The sequence below is a fragment of the Amycolatopsis nalaikhensis genome (assembly GCF_030264295.1).
Taxonomy (GTDB): domain Bacteria; phylum Actinomycetota; class Actinomycetes; order Mycobacteriales; family Pseudonocardiaceae; genus Amycolatopsis; species Amycolatopsis nalaikhensis.
This window is the reverse complement of sequence record NZ_CP127173.1, coordinates 7,501-31,171: the sequence shown is the minus strand read 5'-3', so window position 1 is coordinate 31,171 and position 23,671 is coordinate 7,501. Positions and strand designations below refer to the sequence as shown.

Here is a 23,671-nt window from a genome sequence, read left to right as displayed (position 1 = left end):
ACTCCCTACGCGCAAGGGCCCGGCAGACATCGGATGTCTGCCGGGCCCGAACCTAGCACTCGATCACGCGTTCCCGGAATCCGACGTCTGCGGCCCGGCGGCCGTGATGTCGTCGAGCCGGTACTTCGTGGCCGCTTCGAGGACCTTCGCGTGGTCGACCTCGCCGCGCTTGGCCAGGATCGACAGCGCGCCGACGGTGATCGACTCGGCGTCGACGAGGAACTTCCGCCGCGCGGCCGGCCGGGTGTCGGAGAAGCCGAAGCCGTCCGTGCCCAGCGTCAGCATGTCGGTCGGGACGTACGGGCGGATCAGGTCCGGCACCGCGCGCATCCAGTCCGACACCGCGACGACCGGCCCGTTCGCGCCCTTGAGCTTCTCGGTCACGAACGGCACGCGCGGCTCGCTGCCCGGGTAGAGCAGGTTGTCGTGGTCGATCTCGACGGCCTCGCGCCGCAGCTCGGTCCACGACGTCGCCGACCACACCGCGGCCCGCACGCCCCACTCCTCGGCCAGCAGCTTCTGCGCCTTGAGCGCGTCCGGCATCGTGACGCCCGAGACCAGGATCTGCACCTCCGGACCGTCGCCCTCGGGCGCGTCCGCGTACTTGTACAGACCCTTCAGCAGGCCGTCGACGTCGAGGTTCTCCGGCTCGGCGGGCTGCTGGTACGGCTCGTTGTAGATCGTCATGTAGTAGAAGACGTTCTCGCCGTTGCCGTCCGGGCCCGTCTCGCCGTACATCCGGCGCAGGCCGTCCTTGACGATGTGCGCGATCTCGAACGACCACGCCGGGTCGTAGGCCACCGCGGCCGGGTTGGTCGCCGCCAGCAGCAGCGAGTGCCCGTCCGCGTGCTGCAGGCCCTCACCGGTCAGCGTGGTGCGCCCGGCGGTGGCGCCGAGGACGAACCCGCGGGCCATCTGGTCGGCGGCCGCGTACAGGCCGTCACCGGTCCGCTGGAACCCGAACATCGAGTAGAAGATGTAGATCGGGATCATCGGCTCGCCGTGCGTCGCGTACGACGTGCCGACGGCGGTGAACGACGCGGTCGAGCCCGCCTCGTTGATGCCCTCGTGCAGCAGCTGGCCCTTCTCGGACTCCTTGTAGGCCAGCATCAGGCTCGCGTCGACCGAGGTGTACGTCTGGCCGTGCGGGTTGTAGATCTTGGCCGTCGGGAACATCGAGTCGAGGCCGAAGGTGCGGGCCTCGTCCGGGATGATCGGGACGACGCGCTTGCCGATCTCGGAGTCCTTCGCCAGCTCGCGGACCAGCCGGACGAACGCCATCGTGGTGGCGACCTCCTGCTTGCCGGAGCCCTTCCGGATGCCCTCGTAGACCTTGTCGCCGGGCAGCACGAGCGCCTTGGCGGCCTTGGGCCGGCGTTCCGGCAGGAAGCCGCCGAGCGCCTTGCGGCGGCCGATCATGTACTCGATCTCGGGCGAGTTCGCGCCCGGGTGGTAGTACGGCGGCAGCTTCGGGTCGCGCTCGAGCTTCCTCGTCGCTGATCGGGATCCGCTGCGAGTCGCGGAACAGCTTCAGGTCGTCGAGGGTGAGCTTCTTCATCTGGTGCGTGGCGTTGCGGCCCTCGAACGCCGGGCCCAGGCCGTAGCCCTTGATGGTGTGGGCCAGGATCACCGTCGGCTGGCCGTGGTGCTCCAGCGCCGACTTGTACGCCGCGTACACCTTGCGGTAGTCGTGGCCGCCGCGCTTGAGGTTCCAGATGTCGGCGTCGGAAAGGTCCTTGACCAGGTCCTTCGTCCTCGGGTCGCGGCCGAAGAAGTGCTCGCGGACGAAGGCGCCGTCGTTGGCCTTGTACGTCTGGTAGTCACCGTCCGGGGTGACGTTCATCAGGTTGACCAGCGCGCCGTCGCGGTCGGCGTGCAGCAGCGAGTCCCACTCGCGGCCCCAGATCACCTTGATGACGTTCCAGCCGGCGCCGCGGAAGTACGACTCCAGCTCCTGGATGATCTTGCCGTTGCCGCGCACCGGGCCGTCGAGCCGCTGCAGGTTGCAGTTGATCACGAAGGTCAGGTTGTCGAGGCCTTCGCCCGCCGCGACGTGGATCAGGCCGCGGGACTCGGCCTCGTCCATCTCGCCGTCGCCGAGGAACGCCCAGACGTGCTGGTCGTCGGTGTCCTTGATGCCGCGGTCGCGCAGGTAGCGGTTGAACCGCGCCTGGTAGATCGCGTTCATCGGGCCGAGGCCCATCGACACCGTCGGGTTCTCCCAGAACTCCGGCATCAGCCGCGGGTGCGGGTACGACGGCAGGCCGCCGCCCTCGCCGGCGTGGCTGTACTCCTGGCGGAAGCCGTCGAGCTGCGACTCGGTGAGCCGGCCCTCGAGGAACGCGCGGGCGTAGATGCCGGGGGAGGCGTGGCCCTGGATGTAGATCTGGTCGCCGCCGCCGGAGTGGTCCTTGCCGCGGAAGAAGTGGTTGAAGCCCACCTCGTAGAGCGCGGCGGAGGAGGCGTAGGTCGAGATGTGCCCGCCGACGCCGACGCCCGGGCGCTGCGCCCGGTGCACCATGATCGCGGCGTTCCAGCGGATCCACGCGCGGTAGCGGCGCTCGATGTCCTCGTCACCGGGGAACCAGGGTTCGTTCTCGGTGGGGATGGTGTTGACGTAGTCCGTCGAGGTGAGGGCCGGGACGCCGACGTTCCGCTCCCGGGCGCGCTCGAGGATGCGCAGCATCAGGTACCTGGCTCGCTGCTGCCCGCCCCTCGCGAGGGCCTCGTCGAAGGAGTCCAGCCACTCGGCGGTCTCCTCCGGGTCGATGTCGGGCAGGTGCGCCGCCAATCCGTCACGGATGACGCGTACGCGTGCCGGGGTCTCCTTGCCGGAGGCGCCGTCGTTCTGCGGGGCCAAGGGGTCTCCTTGCGAAAAGTTGTAGCCGGTGGTGCTCGTACCTGGGGGTGTACGACTCTCCATCGTCGTCCTCCGTCCCGGCTTCCGCATCGCTACTTGGCGGTAACATCGGCCGACCCGGTCGAGCCACTCCCGGCGCGAGGTGTATCGCGCGCGCGTTTCTTCTCCCCCACCCTAAGGGACGGCCCCCGAAGGGGTGGCAGACCGGTCGCCCGAGGCACCCGAAACGCCGTCGCGGCGGGTCCCTCGCGGGCCGTATCCTGCGACACGAGTTGTCACAGATCCGGTGTGGACGGTTGCGCGCGGAGCCGCACCAGTGTTCGCTATCGGCAACCGGGTAGCCGAGTGTGGCGCGGCCGTACCCTCGCCGAGGGTGTCGCTCGCCACGCTCCGTCGTAGTTGGAGGAGTGAAAGCAGTGGTCGCCGCGGGAGACGCTGATCAGACCAGCGTCGCCGAGAGGCTCGGCATCAAGCCCGAGATGGTGGTCCAGGAGATCGGCTGGGACGAGGACGTCGACGACGACGTCCGCGCGGCGATCGAGGAGCAGATCGGCGGGGAGATCCTCGACGAGGACGCCGACGAGGTCATCGACGTGGTGCTGCTCTGGTGGCGCGAGGACGACGGCGACCTGGGCGACGCGCTCATCGACGCCCGGGGTCCCCTGGAGGAGACGGGCGTGATCTGGGTCCTGACCCCCAAGACGGGGCAGCCGGGGCACGTCGAGCCGAGTGAGATCGCCGAAGCGGTGCCCGCCGTCGGACTGGCCCAGACCGCCAACATGAGCGTCGGCGCGAACTGGATCGGCACCAGGCTGGTGTCCCCCAAGTCCAAGTCGAAGCAGCGCTGAACAGGTCCCGCCCGGCGGACACGATAGGGTTGTCGTCGCAGGCACGTGTCCGTTCGGGAGAGGAAACGCGGTATGGCCGTCGAGGTCGGTTCTGAGGCCCCTGACTTCACGCTCAACGACTACAACAAGCAGCCGGTGCAGCTGTCGTCCTTCCGGGGTGACAAGCCGGTCCTGCTGGTCTTCTACCCGTTCGCGTTCAGCGGCATCTGCACCGGCGAGCTTCTGCCAGCTCCGCGACGAGTTCGCGGACTACGACGGCAAGGGCGTCCAGGTCCTGGGCGTCTCGGTCGACACGCCGTTTTCGCTGAAGGCGTGGGCCGAGAAGGAGGGCTACCAGTTCCCGCTGCTGTCCGACTTCTGGCCGCACGGCGAGGTGGCGCGCGCGTACGGGGTCTTCAACGAGCAGGCGGGCCTGGCGGTTCGCGGGACGTTCCTGATCGACACCTCCGGTGTGGTCAGGTTCGCCGAGGTCAACGCGCCCGGTGAGGCGCGTGACCAGCAGGGCTGGAAGAAGGCCGTGGCCGAACTGGCCGCTTGATTTCCCCGGGCGGCGGTCCCTGGTGGGGCCGCCGCCCGCGGGCGCATAGCTCAGCGGAAGAGCACTCGGCTTACACCCGAGCGGTCGCAGGTTCGAACCCTGCTGCGCCCACCGTGCCGCCCTTCGCCGGACGACCCAGTGCCGCTGAGGTGCGAGGTCATCGTCCTGCGCGGCGCTGGCCCAGCTGGCCCAGGCCCGCGTCACTCAGCCAGAGCCGGTTCCGGCGCGGCGGCCGGGGCGGTCCGCCGCATCGTCGTCACCAGCATCGCCAGCCCGGCGAACAGCACCGCCGCGATCACACCAGTGACGTTCACCGCGGTCGTGAAGGCGTGCCGAGCCTGGTCGGCCACCTCCGGGCGTGTGACGTCCACCGCGAGCGTCGAACCGCCCGGGAACACGCCGTGGTACACCGCCGTCGCCGTCAGGCCGATCAGGGCCAGCCCCAGAGACCCGCCCAGGTAGTTGCCCGTGTCCGCCATCGACGCCGCCGAGCCCGCGCGCTCCGGCGGGACCGAACCGACCACCAGCCCGATGCCCAGCGCGAACAGCGGCCCCGTCCCCAGCGCCAGCACCGTGATGCCCGCCATCACCAGCGCCGGTCCGTCCGTGAACACCAGCAAGAGACTGCCCGCTGAAGAAACCACGAGCCCACCGGCGATCGCCGTCGCCGGGGTGGTTCGGCGGGTCAGGGCCGGGGCCGTCATCGTGCCCACCGCCACGCCGAGGCCCATCGGTGCGAACAGCACCGCCGATGCCAGCGGCGAGTACCCCAAAACGCTCTGCAGGTACTGCGTCACCAGCAAGCCCACCCCGGCCATCGCGACCCCGGCGAACACCAGCGCCACGAGCACCGCCGTGAACGGGCCGTTCCGGAACAGCCGCAGGTCCAGCAAAGGCGACGCCGTCGTCAGCTGACGGCGTACGAAAACCGCGCCCAGCAGGGTCCCGGCCACGATCGCCGCCAGCGGCACCGCCACTTCGCCGACGCTCAGCTGCTTCAGCCCGAACACGATCAGCAGCACGGCCGCCAGCGACAACGCGACACCCGGCAGGTCCAGCCGGCCCGACGCCGGTGCGCGGAACTCCGGCAGCAGGAACGGGCCCGCCGCCAGCAGCACCGCGACCGCCGGGACGGCGACCAGGAACACCGACCCCCACGCGAAGTGCTGCAGCAGGAACCCGGCGAACACCGGGCCCGCCGCGCCGCCCGCGAACTGGCACGTCGCCCAGATCGAGATCGCCTTCCCGCGCTGACGCCCGTCGCGGAACATGTTGGTGATCAACGCCAGCGTCGACGGCATCAGCGTCGCCCCCGCGACCCCCAGTGCCGCGCGGACCACGATGAGCATCTCCGGGCTCGTCGAGAACGCGGCGACGAGCGACAGCGCCCCGAAGGCGCCTCCGCCGGCCAGCAGCAGCCGCCGTCGGCCGATCCGGTCGCCGAGGGTGCCCATCGTGATCACGAACCCGGCGACGACGAAGCCGTAGCTGTCGGTGATCCACAGCTGCTCGGTGGCGCTCGCCCCGAGCTCGGCGCTCAGCTGCGGCAGCGCGAGGAACAGCGAGGTCATGTCCATCGCGACGAGCAGGGTGGGCAGCACGAGCACGGCCAGTCCCAGCCACTCGCGCCGCCCGGCGGGGTTCTCCATTGCGACTCCTTCTCCGTGGTGCGATCACCGGGGAGTCGGAGCCGCCGGGGAGGACCGGACACGCGCCCTTATGAGACCTGGGTCACATGCCAGGCGTGCTCGGCGAAGGCGTCGTCCAGCGGCGCCTCGATCAGGCGGTTCGCGTACGTCGACAGCGTGTACGTGCCGATGCCCAGCACGACTTCCAACGCGTTCCGCGCCGTGAACCCGGCCGCGGTGAACGCCGCCAGCGCCTCGGGCGGGACTTCGCCGGTCGTGTCCATGACCGTCAGCACGAACGTCCGCAACGCTTCGAGCCGCGGTGAAGGCAAAGCCGCCTGCGCCCGCAGCGCCGCGACCAGCTCGGGCGCCGCGGAAAGGCCGTGCAGGGAAGCCGTGTGCATCGCGACGCAGATGTGGCAGCCGTTGCGCGCGGCCACCGTCATGACCAGTGTCTCGCGCTCCAGGGCCGTCAGCGTCGTCGCCTCGAAGATCGAGTTGAGCTTCAGGAAGCCGTTCAGCAGCTCGGGTGACGTCGCCATGCGGGCGACCGCCGCCGGGACGTGGCCGAACTTCTTCGCGGTGGCCGCCATCGTCGGGCGGGCGGCCGGGGGTGCAGACTCCGGGGTGTGATCGGGGAACAAAGCGTCTCCAGACGTAGGATCGACAACGTGGTTGTCGAAACCGTAAACCTGGTTGTCGAAATGGTCAAGGGGTCATGACGGACACGCCCGGCTACGAGCTGCCCTTCCTGCTCTTCGGCGGCTTCCGCACGCTCATCGACCGCCTGCACGCCGAACTCGCGCGGCGCGGGCACCCCGACGTCCGCCCGTCCTACGGCTTCGCCATGCAGGCCATCGGTGTCCAGGGCGCGACGGCGTCGGAGATCGGGCGCCGCCTCGGCGTCTCCAAGCAGGCGGCGGGCAAGACCGTCGAACGGCTGGAGGCACTCGGGTACGCCGAACGCGCCGACGACCCGGACGACGCGCGCCGCAAGATCGTGCGGCTGACCGCGCACGGCGTCGACGCGCTCCGGAAGTCGGCGGAGATCTTCGACGACCTGCGCGCGGACTGGGCCCGCGCGGTCGGCGCCGAGCGGATCGGTGCCCTCGAAGCCGACCTGCGCAAGGTCGTCGGGCCCGCGGCCTACCGGCTGGACGCCGCGGGCTGGTTCTCGAGCTAGAAGCCGCAGCCGGGGTCCGGCGCGTCCTCCGAGAGCGGGCTGCCCGCCGGGAGCACGTAGAGCACCTCCAGCACCAGCGGCGTCGTGCCGAGGTTGCGGCCGATGTGCACCTGGTCGGGCTTCTCGGTGAACGCGCGCCCGGCGTGGAAGATGCCGTCGATGCTGCAGTCGGCCAGGTTGTGGGTCAGGGTCCCGGACTTCACGTACGCGTAGAGCGTGCCGTCGTGGAAGTGCCAGCCCGTGTAGCCGCCGGGCTGGACGGTGATCTCCCGCAGCGTGTAGTCGGTGCTGCCGATGGTCTTCTGGGCCAGGATCGTGCCCGTGACGCCGCTGCCCGGCGTGGCGGAAGCGGTCGACGGCACGAGGACCGCGGCGAGTGCGGCGGCGGCGAGGACGGTGAGCGGCTTGCGCATCGACCCAAGCTAGCGCTTCCGGGGGTGTCCGTGGGGGCAGCGTTCGGGGCGGCCCGCCGGGTAGCGTGCCCGGCATGGACGCGGACGTTTTCGGGCAGGTCCTCGGCGCGGTGCGGGAGTTCGTGCGCAAGGAGGTCGTGCCGCGCGAGGCGGAGATCGACGAGCGCGACGAGATCCCGGCCGAGATCCGGGAGAAAGCCGCCGAGCTGGGGCTGTTCGGCTGGGCGCTGCCGGAGGAGTACGGCGGGCTCGGCCTCGGCATGGCCGAAGACGTCCGGCTGGCGATCGAACTCGGCTGGACGACGCCCGCGTTCCGGTCGCTCTTCGGGACCAACAACGGCATCGCGGGCCAGGCCATCGTGCACTACGGGACGCCGGACCAGCGCACCCGCTGGCTGCCTCGGCTGGCGTCCGGCCAGGCTATCGCTTCGTTCGCCCTCACTGAGGCCGAAGCCGGCTCGGACCCTGGTGGTTTGACGAGTCGCGCCGTTCGCGACGGTGATCGCTACCGGCTCTCGGGCACCAAGCGGTTCATCACCAATGCGCCGCTCGCTGAAGTCTTCGTCGCCTTTGCGCGTACCGATCCGGAAAGCACCGGCAGTCGTGGTATTTCGGCTTTCCTCGTGCCTGCTGGGGCGCGCGGTGTCGCCGTTGGACCGCACGACGCCAAAATGGGCCAGGCCGGTGCTTGGACTTCCGAGGTCGTTTTCGACGACGTCGAGCTTTCTGCCGATGCGCTTGTCGGTGAGGAGGGCAAGGGATTCGGTATCGCGATGGCTTCGCTTGCTCGCGGGCGGCTGCACATTGCTGCGCTGTGCGTTGGTATGGCTGAGCGTGCGGTGGCCGAAGCTGTTGAGTACGCGCGGACCGCTCGTCAAGGTGGCCGGGTCATCGGTGAGTATCAGCTTGTTCAGGCCCTGCTCGCTGAGTCTCACGCCGAGCTTGCCGCTGGTCGTGCCATGGTTCACGAGGCCGCCTTGAAGTACGACTCGGGGGAGGATCGCAAGCTTGGGCCGTCTTCGGCGAAGTTGTTCTGCACCGAGATGCTTGGGCGGGTCGCCGATCGTGCCGTTCAGGTTCATGGCGGGATGGGTTATGTGCGGGGTGTCACCGTTGAGCGGATCTATCGCGATGCTCGGTTGTTTCGGATTTATGAGGGCACTTCTGAGATTCAGAAGCTCGTTATTGCTCGGCAGTTGCTTCGGGGATGACTTTTTTGGTGCCGCTCGACATCCCTCGCCCCTCTAGAGTTTCTCCACCTGCCTCACCAGCAGGTCGATCTCGTCCTCGGTGTTGTAGTAGTGCACCGATGCGCGGACCATGTCCGGCAAGTCGCGTGCCGTGAAGTCGAACTGGGCCGACGTCCGCGACGAGATCGAAGTGTTGATGTTCGCCTCCGCTAGCCGCGCTTTGATCGCCGCCGCCGGGGTGCCTTTGACGCTGAATGTGACGATGCCGCACTTCTTCGCTCCGACGTCGTGTACCTGCGCGCCGACGTCGGTCAGCCGGGCTCGCAGGGTTGCCGCCAGTGCTGCTACGCGCTCTTCGATGGCGGGCAACCCCCACTCAAGTGCGTAGTCGATCGCCGCTCCCAGGCCGAACACCGCCGCGAAGTCGCGCTCCCACACCTCGAACCTCTTCGCCGTCGGGTCGACCTCGTACTCCTCCGGGGCCGTCCAGCTCGCCGAATGCAAGTCGAGCATCGCCGGTTCCAGGCGCTCGCGCAGGCTCGGGCGCACGTACAGGAATCCCGTTCCGCGGGGGCCCCGCAGGTACTTGCGGCCCGTTGCCGACAGCGCGTCGCACTTCAAGCGCGTCACGTCCAGGTCCACCTGGCCCGCCGACTGGCACGCGTCCAGCAGGAACGGGATTCCCGCCGCCTCCGCGACCGCGCCGATCTCCTCCGCCGGGTTGACCAGACCACCCTGCGTCGGCACGTGGCTTACCGCGATCAGCTTGACGTCGCCGTCCACGCGCCGCTTCAGGTCTTCTACGTCCAGTTGGCCCGACTCGTCGTCGCCCACCACCTCGACCACCGCGCCCGTGCGCCGGGCCACCTGCAAGTACGCGATCGCGTTGCTCGCGTACTCCGCTCGTGAGGTCAGGATCCGGTCGCCGGATTTGAACGGCAGCGCGTAGAACACCGCCTGCCAGGACCTCGTCGCGTTGTCCGTCAGCGCGATGTCGTCGGGTTCCGCGCCGAGCAGCCGCGCCGCCGACGCGTACACCGCCGTCAGCCGGTCGTTCGCTTCCGCCGCCGCTTCGTACCCGCCGATCAGCGCCTCGTGGCGGAGGTAGTCGACGACCGTGTCGGTCACGATCGTCGGGGGCAGCGCGGAACCCGCGTTGTTGAAGTGGACCACTTCGGCGCAGCCGGGCGTTTCACGGCGGGCGCGCTCGACGTCGAAGGTCATGTGAACTGAATACAGTAGGTCTTTTCTGTATGCAATACTGCCGGCATGGCCCGGACCCCGCTGCGCAGCGACCTCATCGAGGAGATCACCACCCGCGTGCTCGACGGGCGGCTCGCCGCCGGCGCCCGCGTCAACGAGGTGCACCTGGCCCGTGAGCTGGGCGTCAGCCGGACGCCGTTGCGGGAAGCGCTGATCGGGCTCGCGGACCGCGGCCTGCTCGTCTCCGCGCCCGGCCGCGGGTTCCTCGTGCCGCCGTTCGACCCGGACGAGGCGCGCCGGCTCTACCCGCTCGTCGCCGAACTCGAAGCCCTCGCGCTGCGGTGGACGTCGCCATTGGAGCTGGCCGGGCTGCCGGACGCCCTCGACGCCGTCGCCGACGAGATGGCCGCGGCCCTGGACTCGGGCGATGAACTGTCCGAAGTGGACGAAAAGTGGCACGCGCTGCTGCTCTCGCGCTGCCCGAACCCGCACCTGCTGCGGCTGATCGCGCAGACCAAACCGCTGCTCAAGCGGTACGAATCGTGCTACTTCGGCGGGGCGGGGCGCGCCGGGGAGAGCATCGGCGAGCACCGCCGGATCGCCGCCGCCCTGCGCGCCGGCGACCTCGCGACCGCGTCCGCGGTGCTCGTCCGCAACTGGGTGAAAGCGCTGGCGTACCTGGGGAAGGACGAAAGATGATCATCGCGCACCTGAGCGACCTGCACCTCGACGAGGGGCGGCGCGCCGAAGACCGCGTCGCCGCCGTGATGGCCTGGCTCGGCGGGCTGGCGCGCCCGATCGACGCCGTCGTCGTCACCGGCGACATCGCCGACCACGGCGCGGCTTCGGAGTACGCGCGGGCCGCGGAGCTGCTGAAGCACCCGGCGCCGGTGCTGGTGTGCCCGGGCAACCACGACGTCCGTGCCGAGTTCCGGACTGGACTGCTGGGATTGCCCGCGTCCGACGATCCGATCGACCTCGCGCAGGAGGTCGGCGGTGTGCTGTTCGCGATGTGCGACTCGACGATCCCCGGCCGCGGCGCGGGATTCCTCGCCGACGAGACCCTGGACTGGCTCGACGGCGTCCTCTCCGGCGGCGAGGGCCCGGCCGTCGTCGCGTTCCACCACCCGCCGGTCGAGGTCGGCGTCCCGCTGGTCGACGGGATCCGCCAGTCCGGCGAAGAGCGGCTGGCAGCGGTGCTCGGCCGTCACCCCCGGGTGAAGGCGCTGCTGGCCGGGCACGTGCACACGGGCGCCTCGACGACGTTCGCCGGGATCCCGCTGCGCATCGCGCCCGGTGTGGTTTCCCAGTCCCTGCTGCCGGTCGAGCCGGGTTCCGAACGCGGCTGGGACGAGGGCGGACCGCTCGACTACGAAAGGCCGCCCGCGTTGCTGCTGCACGTGATCCACGACGACGGCCGGGTGACCAGCCACCACCGCACGGTCAGCTGCTGAGCGGCCCAAGCGCCCCAATGAGGTTTTCTCAGTAGCGTCCGTGGTGTTCGTGGTGGGTGAGGACGAGTGCTGCTTGGACGATGTGGCCGATGCGGTGGGGGCAGAGGCTGATGTGGTGGAGTGCGCGCCAGCGGGTTTTGAGCAGGGCGATGGCGCGTTCGCCGAGGGCTCGTGCTCGTGATTGCAGCAGGTTGTAGACCCGCTGACGAGGGCCTAAAGGTGGTTGACCTGCGGCTTTCTTGATCGGGGTGTGGATGCCGATACCGGCTGAGTGGTAGGCCTTGTCGGCCAGGGTCGGCAGGCCCTGCCCGGCGGCGGCGGTCAGGGCGCCGACGATGTCCAGGTCGCGGGCGGCGGAGAGGTCGTTGCGGGAGCCGGGCAGCACCGCCGAGACCCACAGCGGGAACCCGTCGGGGGTGGCCAGGAACTGGATGTTGCCGCCGAAGGCGCGGTGCTTGCCGGAGTACCACAGATGCACCGTGGCCCCCCGATTGCGGCCTTTGGTTTTGATCGTGGTCGCCGCGACCCGGTCACAGGGGATCAGCGTGCCGTCGAGGATGACGTGGGTGTCGCCGGCGGCGCGGCGTTCGCGCAGGACCTGGTGCAGGTCCGGGGCGTGGGCGGCCAGGGCGGTGATCGCTTCGTGCAGGTAGCGATAGGCGGTAGCCACGCTGATCCGGTGGTCGGTGGCCAGGCGGTGGATCGGGGTGGCGTCGCGGAACCACCGCAGCACCAGCACCGCCTGCCGGTACGGGGTCAGGGCCCGCCGGCCCCGGCGTGTGCCACGACGCCGGCGTTCGGTGCGCAACACATCGGAGACGAACCAGACCAGCTCGCGCGCCACATCGAGCGTGGCACCATAATCGATCACGTGGGGCCTCTGGAACCTCGGACTTGATCTTCGCAAATCCAGTCCTACCAGGGGCCCCACGCCCACATCTCAAGGCACGCGCACCCACTACTGAGAAAACCTCAATGTGGCCTTCGGTGCGTCAGACGCACCCAAGGCGGCCTTCGGTGCGTGAGACGCAACCAAGGCCGCCTTGGGGCGCTTCAGCTGCTGAACACCGGCAGCGTGATCCTCGACGGCCGGGTCGCGTCGTGGAACACCTCGAACCGGTTCGGCTTCCCGTGCACCGCCGACGTGATCGGCTCGTCCGTGCCGTGGTTGCGCGCGAACCTCGGGAACGCGCCGCCCGCCACCTGGACCCGCAGCCGGTGGCCGCGGCGGAAGCGGTAGGCCGTCGGGTCGAGCGTGACCTCCGCCGTCACCACGCCGTCCGCGTCCGCCGCCGGGAAACCCGGGCGCAGCCGGAGGATCCCGTCGGTGACGTTGCGGGACACGCCCGCGGAATCGACGTCGCAGAGCCGGACGTAGACGTCGGCGTGCCCCAGCTCGGTGCGCACGTGCACGGTCGCCGCCACCTCGCCGATGACGTCCAGATCCGACGGCAGCGGCTCGCCGGTGAACACCAGCACGTCCGGCCGGGCCTCGACCTCCTGGTTGTCCTTCTGCTTCCAGTCGCCGGTCAGCAGCGGGCCGCCGACGGCCGGGGTCGGGTCCGCCGGGTCGTAGGTGAACGGCGTCGGCCGCGCTTCGCCGTCGACGGCCTCGCCGAGCCCGCCGATCGGCCGCAGGTGCGCGGCGGTCGCCGTCGAGGGCGGCGGCCACGTCTCGAAGTCGAGCCAGGAGTTCGCGCCCTGCAGGAAGAGCCGGACCGGCGCGCGCTGCAGCTGGGTGCGGTCGCCGAGCAGCTGGGCGCGCAGGAACCCAAGCTGGTCGCGGATCATCGGGCCCATGCTCCCGGGCTCGCCGTGCGCCCACGGGCCGACGGTGAGCCGCGGCGCCTTGCCCGCCTCGGCGAGGATCCGGAAGTCGCGCAGCTGCGAGCCGATGAACAGGTCGTACCAGCCGGTGACCATCGACACCGGCACGTCGAGCTTCGCGACTTCGGCGCTGTGGTCGGTCATCGCCCAGTAGTCGTCGTCGGGCCGGAAGTGCTCCGTGATGTCCTGCAGGAACCGCACGGGCTTCCCGATCGCGGCGACGTCGGCGCCGCTGAGCGGCAGGAACGACATCGCCTTCCGCGTCTTGCGCTTCTGCAAGGGGTTCGGCAGCGCGGCGAAGCGTTCCTCCTGGCGGCCGATCATGGCCGACCACGAGACCATGTTGTCCGCCGCGAGCACGCCGCCCGGGTAGAACGTCGAGACGAACTCGGAAGCCGTCACGCCGAGGCACATCGCCTTGAGGGGCGGGTCGAGGTACGGCCCGACCGCCCACTGCGTGTGGCCGAGGTAGCTGGCGCCCGCCATGGCGAGGTCGCCGTCGCACCACGGCTGTTCGCGCAGCCATTCCGCGGTCGCGAGGCCGTCCTCGCGCTCGAGGTGGAAGGGCCGGAACTCGCCGCCGGAGCCGAACGAGCCGCGGGTGCTCTGGATGACCGTCTGGAGCCCGTGCCGGGCGAACGTGTCGCCGAAGAGCTTCGAGAGCAGGCCCTTGCGCCCGTACGGCGTGCGGATCAGCACGACCGGCGCCGACGTCGTCCCGGCCGGGGCGTACCGGTCGGCGAGCAGCGTGACGCCGTCGGGCATCGGCACGGCCAGGTCGCGGGTCACGACCGGTTTGGGGCCTTCGGCGCGGGGGAGCCCGAGCAGCTTGTCGACAAGTCGGTCCAGCACGGGCGCCGCCTTCCGAAGTGGAGTCGATCCTTCCGGATCCGACGGTACCTCAGTTCGCGCGCGCGAGGGTTTCCGGACGCAGCAGCTTCGCCAGCTCCTCGGCCGGGATCAGGCCCTTCTCGACGACGAGCTCGGCGACCCCGCGTCCGGTCGCGAGGGCCTCCTTCGCGATCTCCGTCGCGGCCGCGTAGCCGATGCTCGGGTTCAGCGCCGTCACCAGGCCGATCGAGTTCTCGACGTAGCCGCGCATGACGTCGACGTTCGCGGTGATCCCTTCGACACACTTCGAGGCCAGCGTCCGGCAGGCCGCGCCGAGGTGCGTGACGCTCTCCGACAGCGAGTGCAGGATGATCGGCTCGAAGGCGTTGAGCTGCAGCTGCCCGGCTTCGGCGGCCATCGTGACGGTGACGTCGTTGCCGATCACCTCGAACGCGACCTGGTTGACCACCTCCGGGATCACCGGGTTGATCTTGCCCGGCATGATCGACGACCCGGCCTGCACCGGCGGCAGGTTGATCTCGTTGAGCCCGGCGCGCGGGCCCGAGGACAGCAGCCGCAGGTCGTTGCAGCTCTTGGACAGCTTCACGGCGATCCGCTTGAGCACGCCCGAAAGGTGCACGAACGCGCCGCAGTCCTGCGTCGCCTCGACGAGGTCCGCGGCGGTCACGAGCGGCAGCCCGGTGATCTCGCGCAGGTGGCGGCACGCGGCTTCGGCGTAACCCGGCGCGGCGTTGAGCCCGGTGCCGATCGCGGTGGCGCCGAGGTTGATCTCGTGCAGCAGCGCGACGGCTTCGCCCAGCCGCTGCCGGTCCTCGCCGAGCATCACCGCGTAGGTGCCGAACTCCTGGCCGAGCGTCATCGGCACGGCGTCCTGCAGCTGCGTGCGGCCCATCTTCAGCACGTCGTGGAACTCGACGGCCTTGGCGGCGAACGCCTTCTCCACCACGACCATCGAATCGGCCAGTTCGCGCACGGCGAGGATCGTCGCGACGTTCACCGCGGTCGGGTAGGCGTCGTTCGTCGACTGCCCGAGGTTGACGTGCTCGTTGGGGTGCACGACGTGGTAGTCGCCTTTGGCGTGGCCGAGCAGCTCGAGCGCGCGGTTGGCGATGACCTCGTTGGCGTTCATGTTGGTCGACGTCCCGGCGCCGCCCTGGATGACGTCGACGACGAACTCGCCGTGCAGCGCGCCTTCGCGGATCTCCCGGCAGGCTTTCCCGATGGCGTCGGCGATCTCGGGGTCGAGGAGGCCCAGCTCGGCGTTGGCGCGGGCGGCGGCCTCCTTCACCGCGGCCAAGGCCTCGACCAGGTGCGGGTAGGCGGAGATCGTCGTGCCGGTGATCGGGAAGTTCTCGCGGGCGCGGGCGGTGTGCACGCCCCAGTACGCGTCGGCGGGCACGTCCTTGTCGCCCAGCAGGTCGTGTTCGCGGCGGGTGGTCATCGCTGGGTCTCCACGAGAAGTTTTCCGGTGACGGGCAGGGTGTCCGGGCCGGGCGGCACGTCCACGCCGCACAGCTTCAGGGCCGCGGCCAGCACGGGGTACCGCGCGCGGTCGCCGCCGTCGGCGATCTTGAAGGCGATCGCGGTGCCGTCCGGCAGGGCGGCGACCTGGACGGCCTCGAAGCCGTCCTTGGCGATCAGGCCGGGCACCGCGCGCATGACGGCGGTGACGTCGCGGCGGCTGCCGCCGACCAGCTCGGGGTGGGCTCGGATGCCGTCGGCGACCAGGCCTTCGGGTGTGCCGGGCGCGGCCGCGGCGATCTTCGAAACGGCGGTGGCGAGCCCGCGCAACGTCGTCGCGAAGAGCGGTGCGCCGCAGCCGTCGACGGCGGTCCGCGCGATCGGCCGTCCGGTCAGGTCTTCGACGGTGGTGGCGATCGCGCGTTGCAGCGGGTGGCCGGGGTCGAGGTAGCCCTCGGCCGGCCAGCCGTTGAGGTCGCAGGTCGCGAGCATGGCCGCGTGCTTGCCCGAGCAGTTGTGCGCGAGGCGGCTCGGCGCCCGGCCGGTGGCGATCCAGGCGTCGCGCTCGACCGGGTCGTACGGGAAGTCCGCGGGGTTGCCGAGCGCGTCGGGGGAGCGCCCGTCGAGCACCGCCGTCGCCGCGTCGAGGTGCATCGGCTCGCCGGAGTGACTGGCGGCCGCGATGGCGAACCCGGCGGGGGACAGCCGCAGGCCGAGCCGCGCCATCGCCGTGGCCTGCAGGGGTTTCGCCGTCGACCGCGGGTACATCGGGGCGTCCGGGTCCCCGGCGGCGAAGAGCGTGGTGCCGTCCGGGTCGAGCACGACGAGCGAGCCGTGGTGGACGCCTTCCACCATGCCGTCGCGGACCAGGTCGATCAGGGGTTCGTGGGTCACAGGCCCTCCTCGTCGAACGCGCGCATGTCGATCCGCTTGCGCACCGCGAACCACCCCGCGACCAGCGCGGCGAAGATCGCGGGCAGGGCCGTGAGCGTGATCCGGCCGGTCTCGTCGAAGCCCATGAGCACCACGACGGCGGCGAGGAACACCAGCGTCGCGATCTCGGTGTACGGCGAGAACGGCAGCCGGAAGGCGGGCCGCTCGAGGCCGTCGCGCTGGGCCTTGCGGACGAACAGCAGGTGGCAGAGCACGATGATCGCCCAGGTGGCCAGGATGCCGATCGCGGCGAAGTTGAGGACGATGTCGAAGGCCTCCTTCGGCACCAGGTAGTTGAGCCCGACGCCGAGCACGCAGACGGCCGCGGTGAGCAGGATCCCGCCGTAGGGCACGCGGTTGCGGTTCATCACGCCGGTGAACTTCGGTGCCGAGCCGGCCATCGCCATCGAGCGCAGGATGCGGCCGGTGGAGTAGAGGCCGGAGTTCAGGCTGGAGAGGGCGGCGGTGAGCACGACGAGGTTCATCACGCTGTCCGCGGCGGGCACGCCCAGGTGCGAGAGCACGGTGACGAACGGGCTCTGGTCCTTGGTGTAGGAGCTCCACGGCAGCAGCATCGCCAGCAGCACGACCGAGCCGACGTAGAAGACGAGGATGCGCCACATGATGGAGTTGATCGCCTTCGGCATGATCTTCTCCGGGTTCGGCGTCTCGCCGGCGGCGACGCCGACGAGCTCGACCGAGGCGTAGGCGAACACGACGCCCTGCACGATCAGCACCATCGGCAGCAGCCCGGCCGGGAAGATCCCGCCGTGGTCGGCGATGAGCTGCGGCCCGCCCGTGACGCCGTCGACCGGCGTCTGCGTCACGAGCAGCACGATCCCGATGACCATGAACGCCACGAGCGCGGCGACCTTGACGATGGCGAACCAGAACTCCATCTCGCCGAACAGCTTCACCGAGACGAGGTTGAGCGTCAGCACGACGGCGAGCGCGACGAGCGCGAGCACCCACTGCGGGACGGGCGTGAAGAAGGACCAGAAGTGCGCGTAGAGCGCGATGGCCGTGATGTCGGCGATGCCGGTGGTCGACCAGTTGAGGAAGTGCATCCAGCCGGCGACGTACGCGCCCTTCTCGCCCATGAACTCGCGGGCGTAGGAGACGAAGGCGCCACTCGAGGGCCGGTACAGGATGAGCTCGCCGAGCGCGCGGACGACGAAGAAGGCGAAGAGGCCGCAGACGCCGTAGACGATGGCCAGCGCGGGCCCGGCCTGCGCGAGCCGCCCGCCGGCACCGAGGAAGAGCCCGGTTCCGATGGCGCCGCCGATGGCGATCATGGTGACGTGCCTGGGCTTCAGGGCCTTGTGGTAACCGGCGTCGCCCGCGTCGGCGGTCGTGGCCGTGAGGGTCTGTTCGGTCACTGGTCCCCGTTCACGATGCTGGTCAGCGTGGCTTCGACGTGCGTGAGGTGCGCGGTCATGGCGTCGACGGCTGCGCTTTCTTCACTGCTGGCGATGGCGGTGACGATCGCGCGGTGTTCGACGTTCGACTGGCGGCGCCGGTCGCCGAGCTGGTTGAGGAAGGCGGACTGCCGGGCGAGCGCGTCCCGGATCTCCTCGATCACCTTCCCGAAGACGGGGTTGCCGGAGGCTTGGGCGATGGTGATGTGGAAGAGCGAGTCGAGGGCGACCCAGGCGGTGTTGTCGGTCTCGGCGTCCATCCGTTCGACGAGGTGGCCGAGGAGGTCGAGATCGTCCTGACTGCGGCGCAGGGCGGCGTACCCGGCGACGGGGATCTCGACGTGCCGCCGGACTTCGATGAGGTCCCGGGCGGAGTAGGGACCGAAGGTCGGGTTATCGGCGGGGCCGGTGGCGGTGACGAAGGTGCCCTTGCCGGTCTTGGACTCGGTCATGCCGAGGGCCTGCAGACCGCGGAGGGCTTCGCGCACGACGGAGCGGCTGACCTCGAACTCCCTGCTCAGAGAGGCTTCGGAGGGCAGCTTGCCGCCGAGGGGGTAGACACCGCGTTCGATCTGCGAGCGAAGGTGGGCCAGCACGGCTTCCATGGCACTCACCCGGCGAGGACCACCTTGTCCGGCTGTCTGGCTGTCAGACAGGTTCATGGTGAGGATGCTCGGTGCCGGGGACGCGGCTGTCAACGCGGTCCGCGACGTCTGTGGCTCACCTCACCGAGCCGCCCTCCGGGTCTTGAATGAGTCATTCAGGACCTCCGAGGACTTGAATGAGTCATTCAAGACGCTCGGGACCCGCGCGCTGCTGCTCGCCCCCGCCTGCTCGGGCTCGGCCGGGATGCCGCGAATGACTCATTCGCGACCTCTGGCGTCCCGAATGAGTCATTCGCGACCCGCCGCCCGCCTCCGCGCCCCGCCCGACCGCCCCGGCAGCCGCCGGCCGTGACGGTCCGGCCCCCCCGTGTCCGTGATCAGCACCGCCCGAAGTGGGGGCGCGTCGCGCCGCCCGTCGCGGGCTCCGGAGGCGCACAATCAAGCCCGGCGAGTGCGGGATAGGGTGGGAGACCCGGGCGCGCCGGTCCGATCGACCAAGGGGAGGTTTTCGCTGGTGTCGAACGATTCCTTCGTCCACCTGCACGTCCACACCGAGTACTCGATGCTCGACGGTGCGGCGAAGATCGCTCCTCTCTTCGCGGAGGCGGCGCGCCTCGGCATGCCCGCGGTCGGCATGACCGACCACGGCAACATGTACGGCGGCGACGAGTTCTACCAGCAGTCCAAGAAGGCCGGCATCAAGCCGATCATCGGCATCGAGGCCTACATCGCGCCGGAGAGCCGGTTCCACAAGAAGCCCGTCTTCTGGGGCCAGGCCAACCAGCGCGGCTCGGACGAGTTCGGTGAGGGCGGCGACGTCTCCGGTGGCGGTGCGTACACGCACATGACCATGCTCGCGTCGAACGCCACCGGCCTGCGGAACCTCTTCAAGCTGTCCTCGCTGGCCAGCATGCAGGGTTACTACCGCAAGCCGCGCATGGACCGCGAGCTGATCTCGGAGAACCACGAAGGCATCATCGCCACCACCGGCTGCCCGTCGGGCGAGGTGCAGACCCGGCTGCGGCTGGGCCAGCGCGAGGAGGCCATCCAGGCCGCGTCCGACTACAAGGACATCTTCGGCGCCGACAACTTCTTCCTCGAGCTGATGGACCACGGCCTGCCGATCGAGCGGTCGGTCCGCGAGGGCCTGCTCGAGATCGGCCGGCTGCTCGACCTCAAGCCGCTGGCGACGAACGACTCGCACTACGTCACCAAGGACCAGGCGGACACGCACTCGGCGCTGCTGTGCGTCCAGGCCGGCAAGACCCTCAACGACCCGACGCGGTTCAAGTTCGACGGCGACGGCTACTACCTCAAGTCGGCGCAGGAGATGCGCGAGTACTGGGACAAGGAGGTCCCGGGCGCGGCGGACACGACGCTGATGATCGCCGAGCGCGTCGAGTCCTACGAAGAGGTCTACACGCACAAGGACCGGCTGCCGTTCTTCGAGGTGCCGGAGGGCTACGACCAGGGCGGCTGGCTGCGCGAAGAGGTCAAGCGCGGCCTCAAGTGGCGCTTCCCGGACGGCGTGCCGGACCCGTACTACAACGAGCGCATCGAGATCGAGCTCGACGTCATCATCGGCAAGGGCTTCCCGGCCTACTTCCTGATCGTCGCCGACCTCATCAGCTACGCCCGGCGCGTCGGCATCCGGGTCGGCCCGGGCCGTGGTTCGGCCGCCGGTTCGCTGGTCGCGTACGTCCTCGGTATCACGAACCTGGACCCGATCCCGCAGAAGCTGCTGTTCGAGCGGTTCCTCAACCCCGAGCGCGTGTCGATGCCCGACATCGACATCGACTTCGACGACCGCCGCCGCGGCGAGATGATCCGGTACGCCACCGAGAAGTACGGCGCCGACAAGGTCGCCCAGGTCATCACCTTCGGCACGATCAAGACCAAGGCCGCGATCAAGGACTCCGCGCGCGTTCACTTCGGCCAGCCGGGGTACGCGATCGCGGACAAGATCTCCAAGGCGCTGCCGCCGCCGATCATGGCGAAGGACATCCCGCTCTCGGGCATCGTCGACTCCAAGCACGAGCGCTACGGCGAGGCAGCCGAGGTCCGCGCGCTCGTCGAGACCGACGAAGAGTGCAAGACGATCTTCGAGACCGCCCGCGGTCTCGAGGGCCTGATCCGCAACGCCGGCGTGCACGCCTGCGCGGTCATCATGTCGAGCGAGCCGCTGACCAACGCCATCCCGCTCTGGCAGCGCGACGACGGCTCGATCATCACCGGCTGGGACTACCCGTCGTGCGAGGCCATCGGCCTGCTGAAGATGGACTTCCTGGGCCTGCGGAACCTCACCGTCATCGGTGACGCGATCGACAACATCAAGGCCAACCGCGGGATCGACGTCGACCTCGACACCCTGGGCGTCGACGACCCGGAGACGTACAAGCTGCTGGCCCGCGGTGACACGCTCGGCGTGTTCCAGCTGGACGGCGGCCCCATGCGCGACCTGCTCCGGCGCATGGAGCCCACGGTGTTCGACGACATCGTCGCGGTCGGCGCGCTGTACCGCCCCGGCCCGATGGGCATGAACGCGCACAACGACTACGCCGACCGCAAGAACGGGCGGCAGAAGGTCAAGCCGATCCACCCGGAGCTGGACGAGCCACTGCGGGAGATCCTGGCCGACACCTACGGCCTGATCGTGTACCAAGAGCAGATCATGCACATCGGCCAGAAGGTGGCCGGGTACACGATGGGGCGCGCGGACGTGCTCCGCCGCGCGATGGGCAAGAAGAAGAAGGAAGTCCTCGACAAGGAGTTCGAGGGCTTCGAAGCGGGCATGCGCAACAGCGACCTGGTGCCCGGCGGGTTCTCCAAGGAAGCGATCAAGGCGCTCTGGGACACGATCCTCCCGTTCGCCGGCTACGCGTTCAACAAGAGCCACGCGGCCGCGTACGGCCTGGTCTCCTACTGGACCGCCTACCTCAAGGCCAACTTCACCGCCGAGTACATGGCGGCCCTGCTCACCTCGGTGGGTGACAACAAGGACAAGTCGGCGGTCTACCTGTCCGAGTGCCGCCGCCTCGGCATCAAGGTGCTGCCGCCGGACGTCAACGAGTCGGCCATGCGGTTCGCGGCCGTCGGGGACGACATCCGCTTCGGCCTGGGTGCCGTCCGCAACGTCGGCGCGAACGTCGTCGAGTCGATCATCAAGACCCGCGAGGAGAAGGGGAAGTACGCCTCCTTCACCGACTTCCTCGACAAGTCCGAGCTGGTGGCCTGCAACAAGCGGGTCATCGAGTCGCTGATCAAGGCGGGCGGGTTCGACTCGCTCGGCCACACGCGGCTGTCGATGATCCAGGTCCACGAGGACGCGGTCGAGGCCGTCGTCCCGCTCAAGCGCCAGGAGGCGATGGGCCAGTTCGACCTGTTCGGCTTCGGCGGGGACGAGGGCGAGGCGGCTCCGTCGTCGTCGCCGCTCGCGCACCTCAAGTTCGGCGAGGAGGAGTACCCGCGCAAGCAGCTGCTCGCCTACGAGCGCGAAATGCTGGGCCTGTACGTCTCCGCGCACCCGCTCGACGGCGCCGAGCGCATCCTGCGCAAGCACGCCCCGAAGCCGATCGCCGGCATCCTCGCCGACCCGCCCAAGGAGGGCGAGATCGTCGTGTCCGGGCTGATCACGTCGCTGGAGCGGCGGGTCAACAAGAAGGGCGAGCCCTGGGCGATCTGCACGGTCGAGGACATGGACGCCTCGCTCGAGGTGCTCTTCTTCCCGAAGGCGTACGCGCTGTTCGCGGGTGAGCTGATCGAGGACAACGCCGTGCTGGTCAAGGGCCGGGTCAACTGGCGCGAGGACAAGATGTCGGTCTTCGGCGGCGGCTTGGCGACGCTCGACCTGTCCGAGGTGGGTACCGGCAACGGCGACGACGAGCCGCCGCTGGTGCTGCTGGCCGCGGCGGAGAAGATCGACCAGTCGGTGGTCAGCGAGCTGCGGTCGACGCTGCTCGCCCACAAGGGGGAGACCCCGGTGCACCTCAAGCTGGTGGGCAAGAACCAGACGGTCTTCGCGCTCTACGACTACCCGGTGAAGGTCAGCTCCATGCTGATCGGCGAGCTGAAGGGCATCCGCGGGATCACCGCTTCCACGTGATCCCGCCTTTCGTGTTCGCCCGGCTGGGTATCCCCGGCCTGTGAAACCGCTCGAGGACCGCACGTCGATGTCGTACGAACCCGACCCGCGCCGGTGGAAAGCGCTGGCCGTCTCGCTGACGGCCGGGTTCATGGGCCTGCTCGACGTCAGCATCGTCAACGTCGCCCTCCCGTCGATGCAGTCGGGGCTGCACGCGAGCAGTGGCGGCATCCGGTGGGTGGTCTCGGGGTATGCGCTGGCGTTCGGCCTGGTCCTGGTCACCGGTGGCCGGCTCGGCGACGCGTTCGGCCGCCGGAACATGTTCCTCGGCGCGCTCGCCGGGTTCGTCATCACGAGCGCGCTGGCCGGCGCGGCGCCGAACGAGACGACGCTGGTGCTCGCGCGGCTCGCCCAGGGCCTGGCGGCGGGCATGCTGACCCCGCAGAACACCGGCCTCATCCAGGACCTCTTCCGCGGTGCCGAGCGCGGCCGCGCGTTCGGGGTGTTCGGCGCCGTCGTCGGCATCTCCACCGCGGTCGGGCCGATCCTCGGCGGCGTCATCCTCGCGGTTTTCGGTGCTCAGGACGGCTGGCGCTGGGTCTTCTACGTCAACGTCCCGATCGGGGTCCTCGCGTTCGCGCTCGCCCTGCGCCTCCTGCCGCGCAGCGAGAAGAAGCAGCTGAGGATCGCGTCGGAGATCGACTTCGTCGGCATCGGGCTGCTCGCGGTCGCGGTCCTCGGCGTGCTGCTCCCGGTCGTCGAATCGGACAACGACGGCCCGGCGCGGCTGTGGTGGATGTTCCTGGTGGCGCTCGGGTTCGGGGTCGCGTTCGTGCGGTGGGAGCGCTCGGTGGTCCGGCGCGGCCGGTCGCCCTTGCTGGACACGCGGTTGTTCACCGGTACCCCCGGTTACGCCGCCGGTGCCGCGGTCGGCGCGCTCTACTTCTGCGGGTTCGCCGGGATCTGGCTGGTCTTCGCGATGTTCTTCCAGCAGGGCCTCGGTTACACACCGTTGCAGTCCGGGTTGTCGGTGACGCCGTTCGCGCTCGGCTCGGCGGTGGCCGCGGCCGTCGCCGGACGGCTGGTGCCCCGCTTCGGCCGGTTGCTCACCGTCACCGGGTTGGCCCTGGTCGCCGTGGGCCTGTTGGTCGTCGCGCTGCTGGCGGAGTTCGTCCCG

17 protein-coding genes, 1 tRNA gene and 2 pseudogenes (1 of these 20 cut by a window edge) are annotated in these 23,671 nt (G+C 69.8%); 9 read left to right on the top strand and 11 right to left on the bottom strand.

The features are described 5' to 3' along the window. Positions 1 to 63 precede the first annotated feature (63 nt). A pseudogene (gene aceE, locus QP939_RS00120) lies at positions 64 to 2,860 on the bottom strand (pyruvate dehydrogenase (acetyl-transferring), homodimeric type). A gap of 416 nt (positions 2,861 to 3,276) precedes the next feature. On the opposite strand from aceE, the gene QP939_RS00115 reads away from it, so the two are divergent. The 3 genes and pseudogenes from QP939_RS00115 to QP939_RS00105 all read left to right on the top strand — a co-directional run bounded on the left by QP939_RS00115 (position 3,277) and on the right by QP939_RS00105 (position 4,357). Beyond that, positions 3,277 to 3,708: a DUF3052 domain-containing protein gene (locus QP939_RS00115; protein WP_285454382.1), complete on the top strand. Its 432-nt coding sequence runs from the start codon at positions 3,277 to 3,279 to the stop codon at positions 3,706 to 3,708. Between the two features lie 72 nt (positions 3,709 to 3,780). After that, positions 3,781 to 4,246: pseudogene (locus QP939_RS00110) on the top strand (peroxiredoxin). A 39-nt stretch (positions 4,247 to 4,285) separates the two neighbouring features. After that, positions 4,286 to 4,357: transfer RNA gene (locus tag QP939_RS00105), tRNA-Val, on the top strand. Positions 4,358 to 4,446: 89 nt separating this feature from the next. On the opposite strand, the gene QP939_RS00100 is transcribed toward QP939_RS00105, so the two are convergent. Together QP939_RS00100 and QP939_RS00095 are read right to left on the bottom strand one after the other, a co-directional pair. Continuing rightward, a complete protein-coding gene (locus QP939_RS00100) occupies positions 4,447 to 5,895 on the bottom strand; it encodes an MFS transporter (RefSeq protein WP_285454381.1) in 1,449 nt (482 codons plus the stop codon). Between the two features lie 68 nt (positions 5,896 to 5,963). Further along, entirely contained in the window at positions 5,964 to 6,518 is a 555-nt protein-coding gene (locus QP939_RS00095) for a carboxymuconolactone decarboxylase family protein (protein ID WP_285454380.1), read from the bottom strand. A 74-nt stretch (positions 6,519 to 6,592) separates the two neighbouring features. Here QP939_RS00095 and QP939_RS00090 point away from each other — a divergent pair, with 74 nt between their 5' ends. Then, positions 6,593 to 7,057, top strand: coding sequence for a MarR family winged helix-turn-helix transcriptional regulator (locus QP939_RS00090; RefSeq protein ID WP_285454379.1), 465 nt, complete (start codon positions 6,593 to 6,595; stop codon positions 7,055 to 7,057). On the opposite strand, the gene QP939_RS00085 is transcribed toward QP939_RS00090, so the two are convergent. Then, positions 7,054 to 7,470, bottom strand: coding sequence for a cupin domain-containing protein (locus QP939_RS00085; protein WP_285454378.1), 417 nt, complete (start codon positions 7,468 to 7,470; stop codon positions 7,054 to 7,056). The genes QP939_RS00090 and QP939_RS00085 overlap by 4 nt on opposite strands. 74 nt (positions 7,471 to 7,544) lie before the next feature. Between QP939_RS00085 and QP939_RS00080 the strand changes: the two genes are divergently transcribed. Beyond that, positions 7,545 to 8,681: an acyl-CoA dehydrogenase family protein gene (locus QP939_RS00080; protein WP_285454377.1), complete on the top strand. Its 1,137-nt coding sequence runs from the start codon at positions 7,545 to 7,547 to the stop codon at positions 8,679 to 8,681. A gap of 33 nt (positions 8,682 to 8,714) precedes the next feature. Here QP939_RS00080 and QP939_RS00075 read toward each other — a convergent pair whose 3' ends face one another. After that, the gene (locus QP939_RS00075; protein WP_285454375.1) at positions 8,715 to 9,884 is read right to left on the bottom strand and encodes an aminotransferase class V-fold PLP-dependent enzyme; all 1,170 of its coding nucleotides are present in this window, start codon (positions 9,882 to 9,884) and stop codon (positions 8,715 to 8,717) included. Between the two features lie 45 nt (positions 9,885 to 9,929). Here QP939_RS00075 and QP939_RS00070 point away from each other — a divergent pair, with 45 nt between their 5' ends. Further along, a complete protein-coding gene (locus QP939_RS00070) occupies positions 9,930 to 10,562 on the top strand; it encodes a GntR family transcriptional regulator (protein ID WP_285454374.1) in 633 nt (210 codons plus the stop codon). Further along, positions 10,559 to 11,317, top strand: coding sequence for a metallophosphoesterase (locus tag QP939_RS00065; RefSeq protein ID WP_285454373.1), 759 nt, complete (start codon positions 10,559 to 10,561; stop codon positions 11,315 to 11,317). The genes QP939_RS00070 and QP939_RS00065 overlap by 4 nt, the downstream gene beginning before the upstream one ends. A gap of 28 nt (positions 11,318 to 11,345) precedes the next feature. Here the strand turns inward: QP939_RS00065 and QP939_RS00060 are convergent, their stop codons facing one another. The 6 genes from QP939_RS00060 to QP939_RS00035 form a co-directional block, all read right to left on the bottom strand. Further along, positions 11,346 to 12,188, bottom strand: a complete 843-nt coding sequence (locus QP939_RS00060) for a transposase family protein (protein WP_285454372.1) — start codon at positions 12,186 to 12,188, stop codon at positions 11,346 to 11,348. Between the two features lie 182 nt (positions 12,189 to 12,370). Further along, positions 12,371 to 13,996 carry a CocE/NonD family hydrolase gene (locus QP939_RS00055; RefSeq protein ID WP_285454371.1) on the bottom strand — a complete coding sequence of 542 codons (1,626 nt, stop codon included), beginning with the start codon at positions 13,994 to 13,996 and terminating at the stop codon, positions 12,371 to 12,373. Positions 13,997 to 14,045: 49 nt separating this feature from the next. Beyond that, positions 14,046 to 15,437: an aspartate ammonia-lyase gene (gene aspA / locus QP939_RS00050; RefSeq protein WP_285454370.1), complete on the bottom strand. Its 1,392-nt coding sequence runs from the start codon at positions 15,435 to 15,437 to the stop codon at positions 14,046 to 14,048. Then, positions 15,434 to 16,351, bottom strand: coding sequence for an asparaginase (locus QP939_RS00045; protein ID WP_285454369.1), 918 nt, complete (start codon positions 16,349 to 16,351; stop codon positions 15,434 to 15,436). Before QP939_RS00045 ends, aspA begins: the two co-directional genes overlap by 4 nt. Further along, entirely contained in the window at positions 16,348 to 17,769 is a 1,422-nt protein-coding gene (locus QP939_RS00040) for an amino acid permease (RefSeq protein ID WP_285454368.1), read from the bottom strand. The genes QP939_RS00045 and QP939_RS00040 overlap by 4 nt, the downstream gene beginning before the upstream one ends. Beyond that, a complete protein-coding gene (locus QP939_RS00035) occupies positions 17,766 to 18,413 on the bottom strand; it encodes a FadR/GntR family transcriptional regulator (RefSeq protein WP_285459589.1) in 648 nt (215 codons plus the stop codon). Before QP939_RS00035 ends, QP939_RS00040 begins: the two co-directional genes overlap by 4 nt. Positions 18,414 to 18,927: 514 nt before the next feature. On the opposite strand from QP939_RS00035, the gene dnaE reads away from it, so the two are divergent. Both dnaE and QP939_RS00025 read left to right on the top strand, forming a co-directional pair. Continuing rightward, on the top strand, positions 18,928 to 22,515 hold the full coding sequence (gene dnaE / locus QP939_RS00030; RefSeq protein WP_285454366.1) for a DNA polymerase III subunit alpha: 3,588 nt from the start codon (positions 18,928 to 18,930) through the stop codon (positions 22,513 to 22,515). Positions 22,516 to 22,582: 67 nt separating this feature from the next. Continuing rightward, positions 22,583 to 23,671 carry the 5' portion of an MFS transporter gene (locus QP939_RS00025; protein WP_285459588.1) on the top strand. The gene runs 393 nt beyond the window's last position, so only the first 1,089 of its 1,482 coding nucleotides appear in the window; the start codon lies at positions 22,583 to 22,585; its stop codon lies off the right edge, out of view.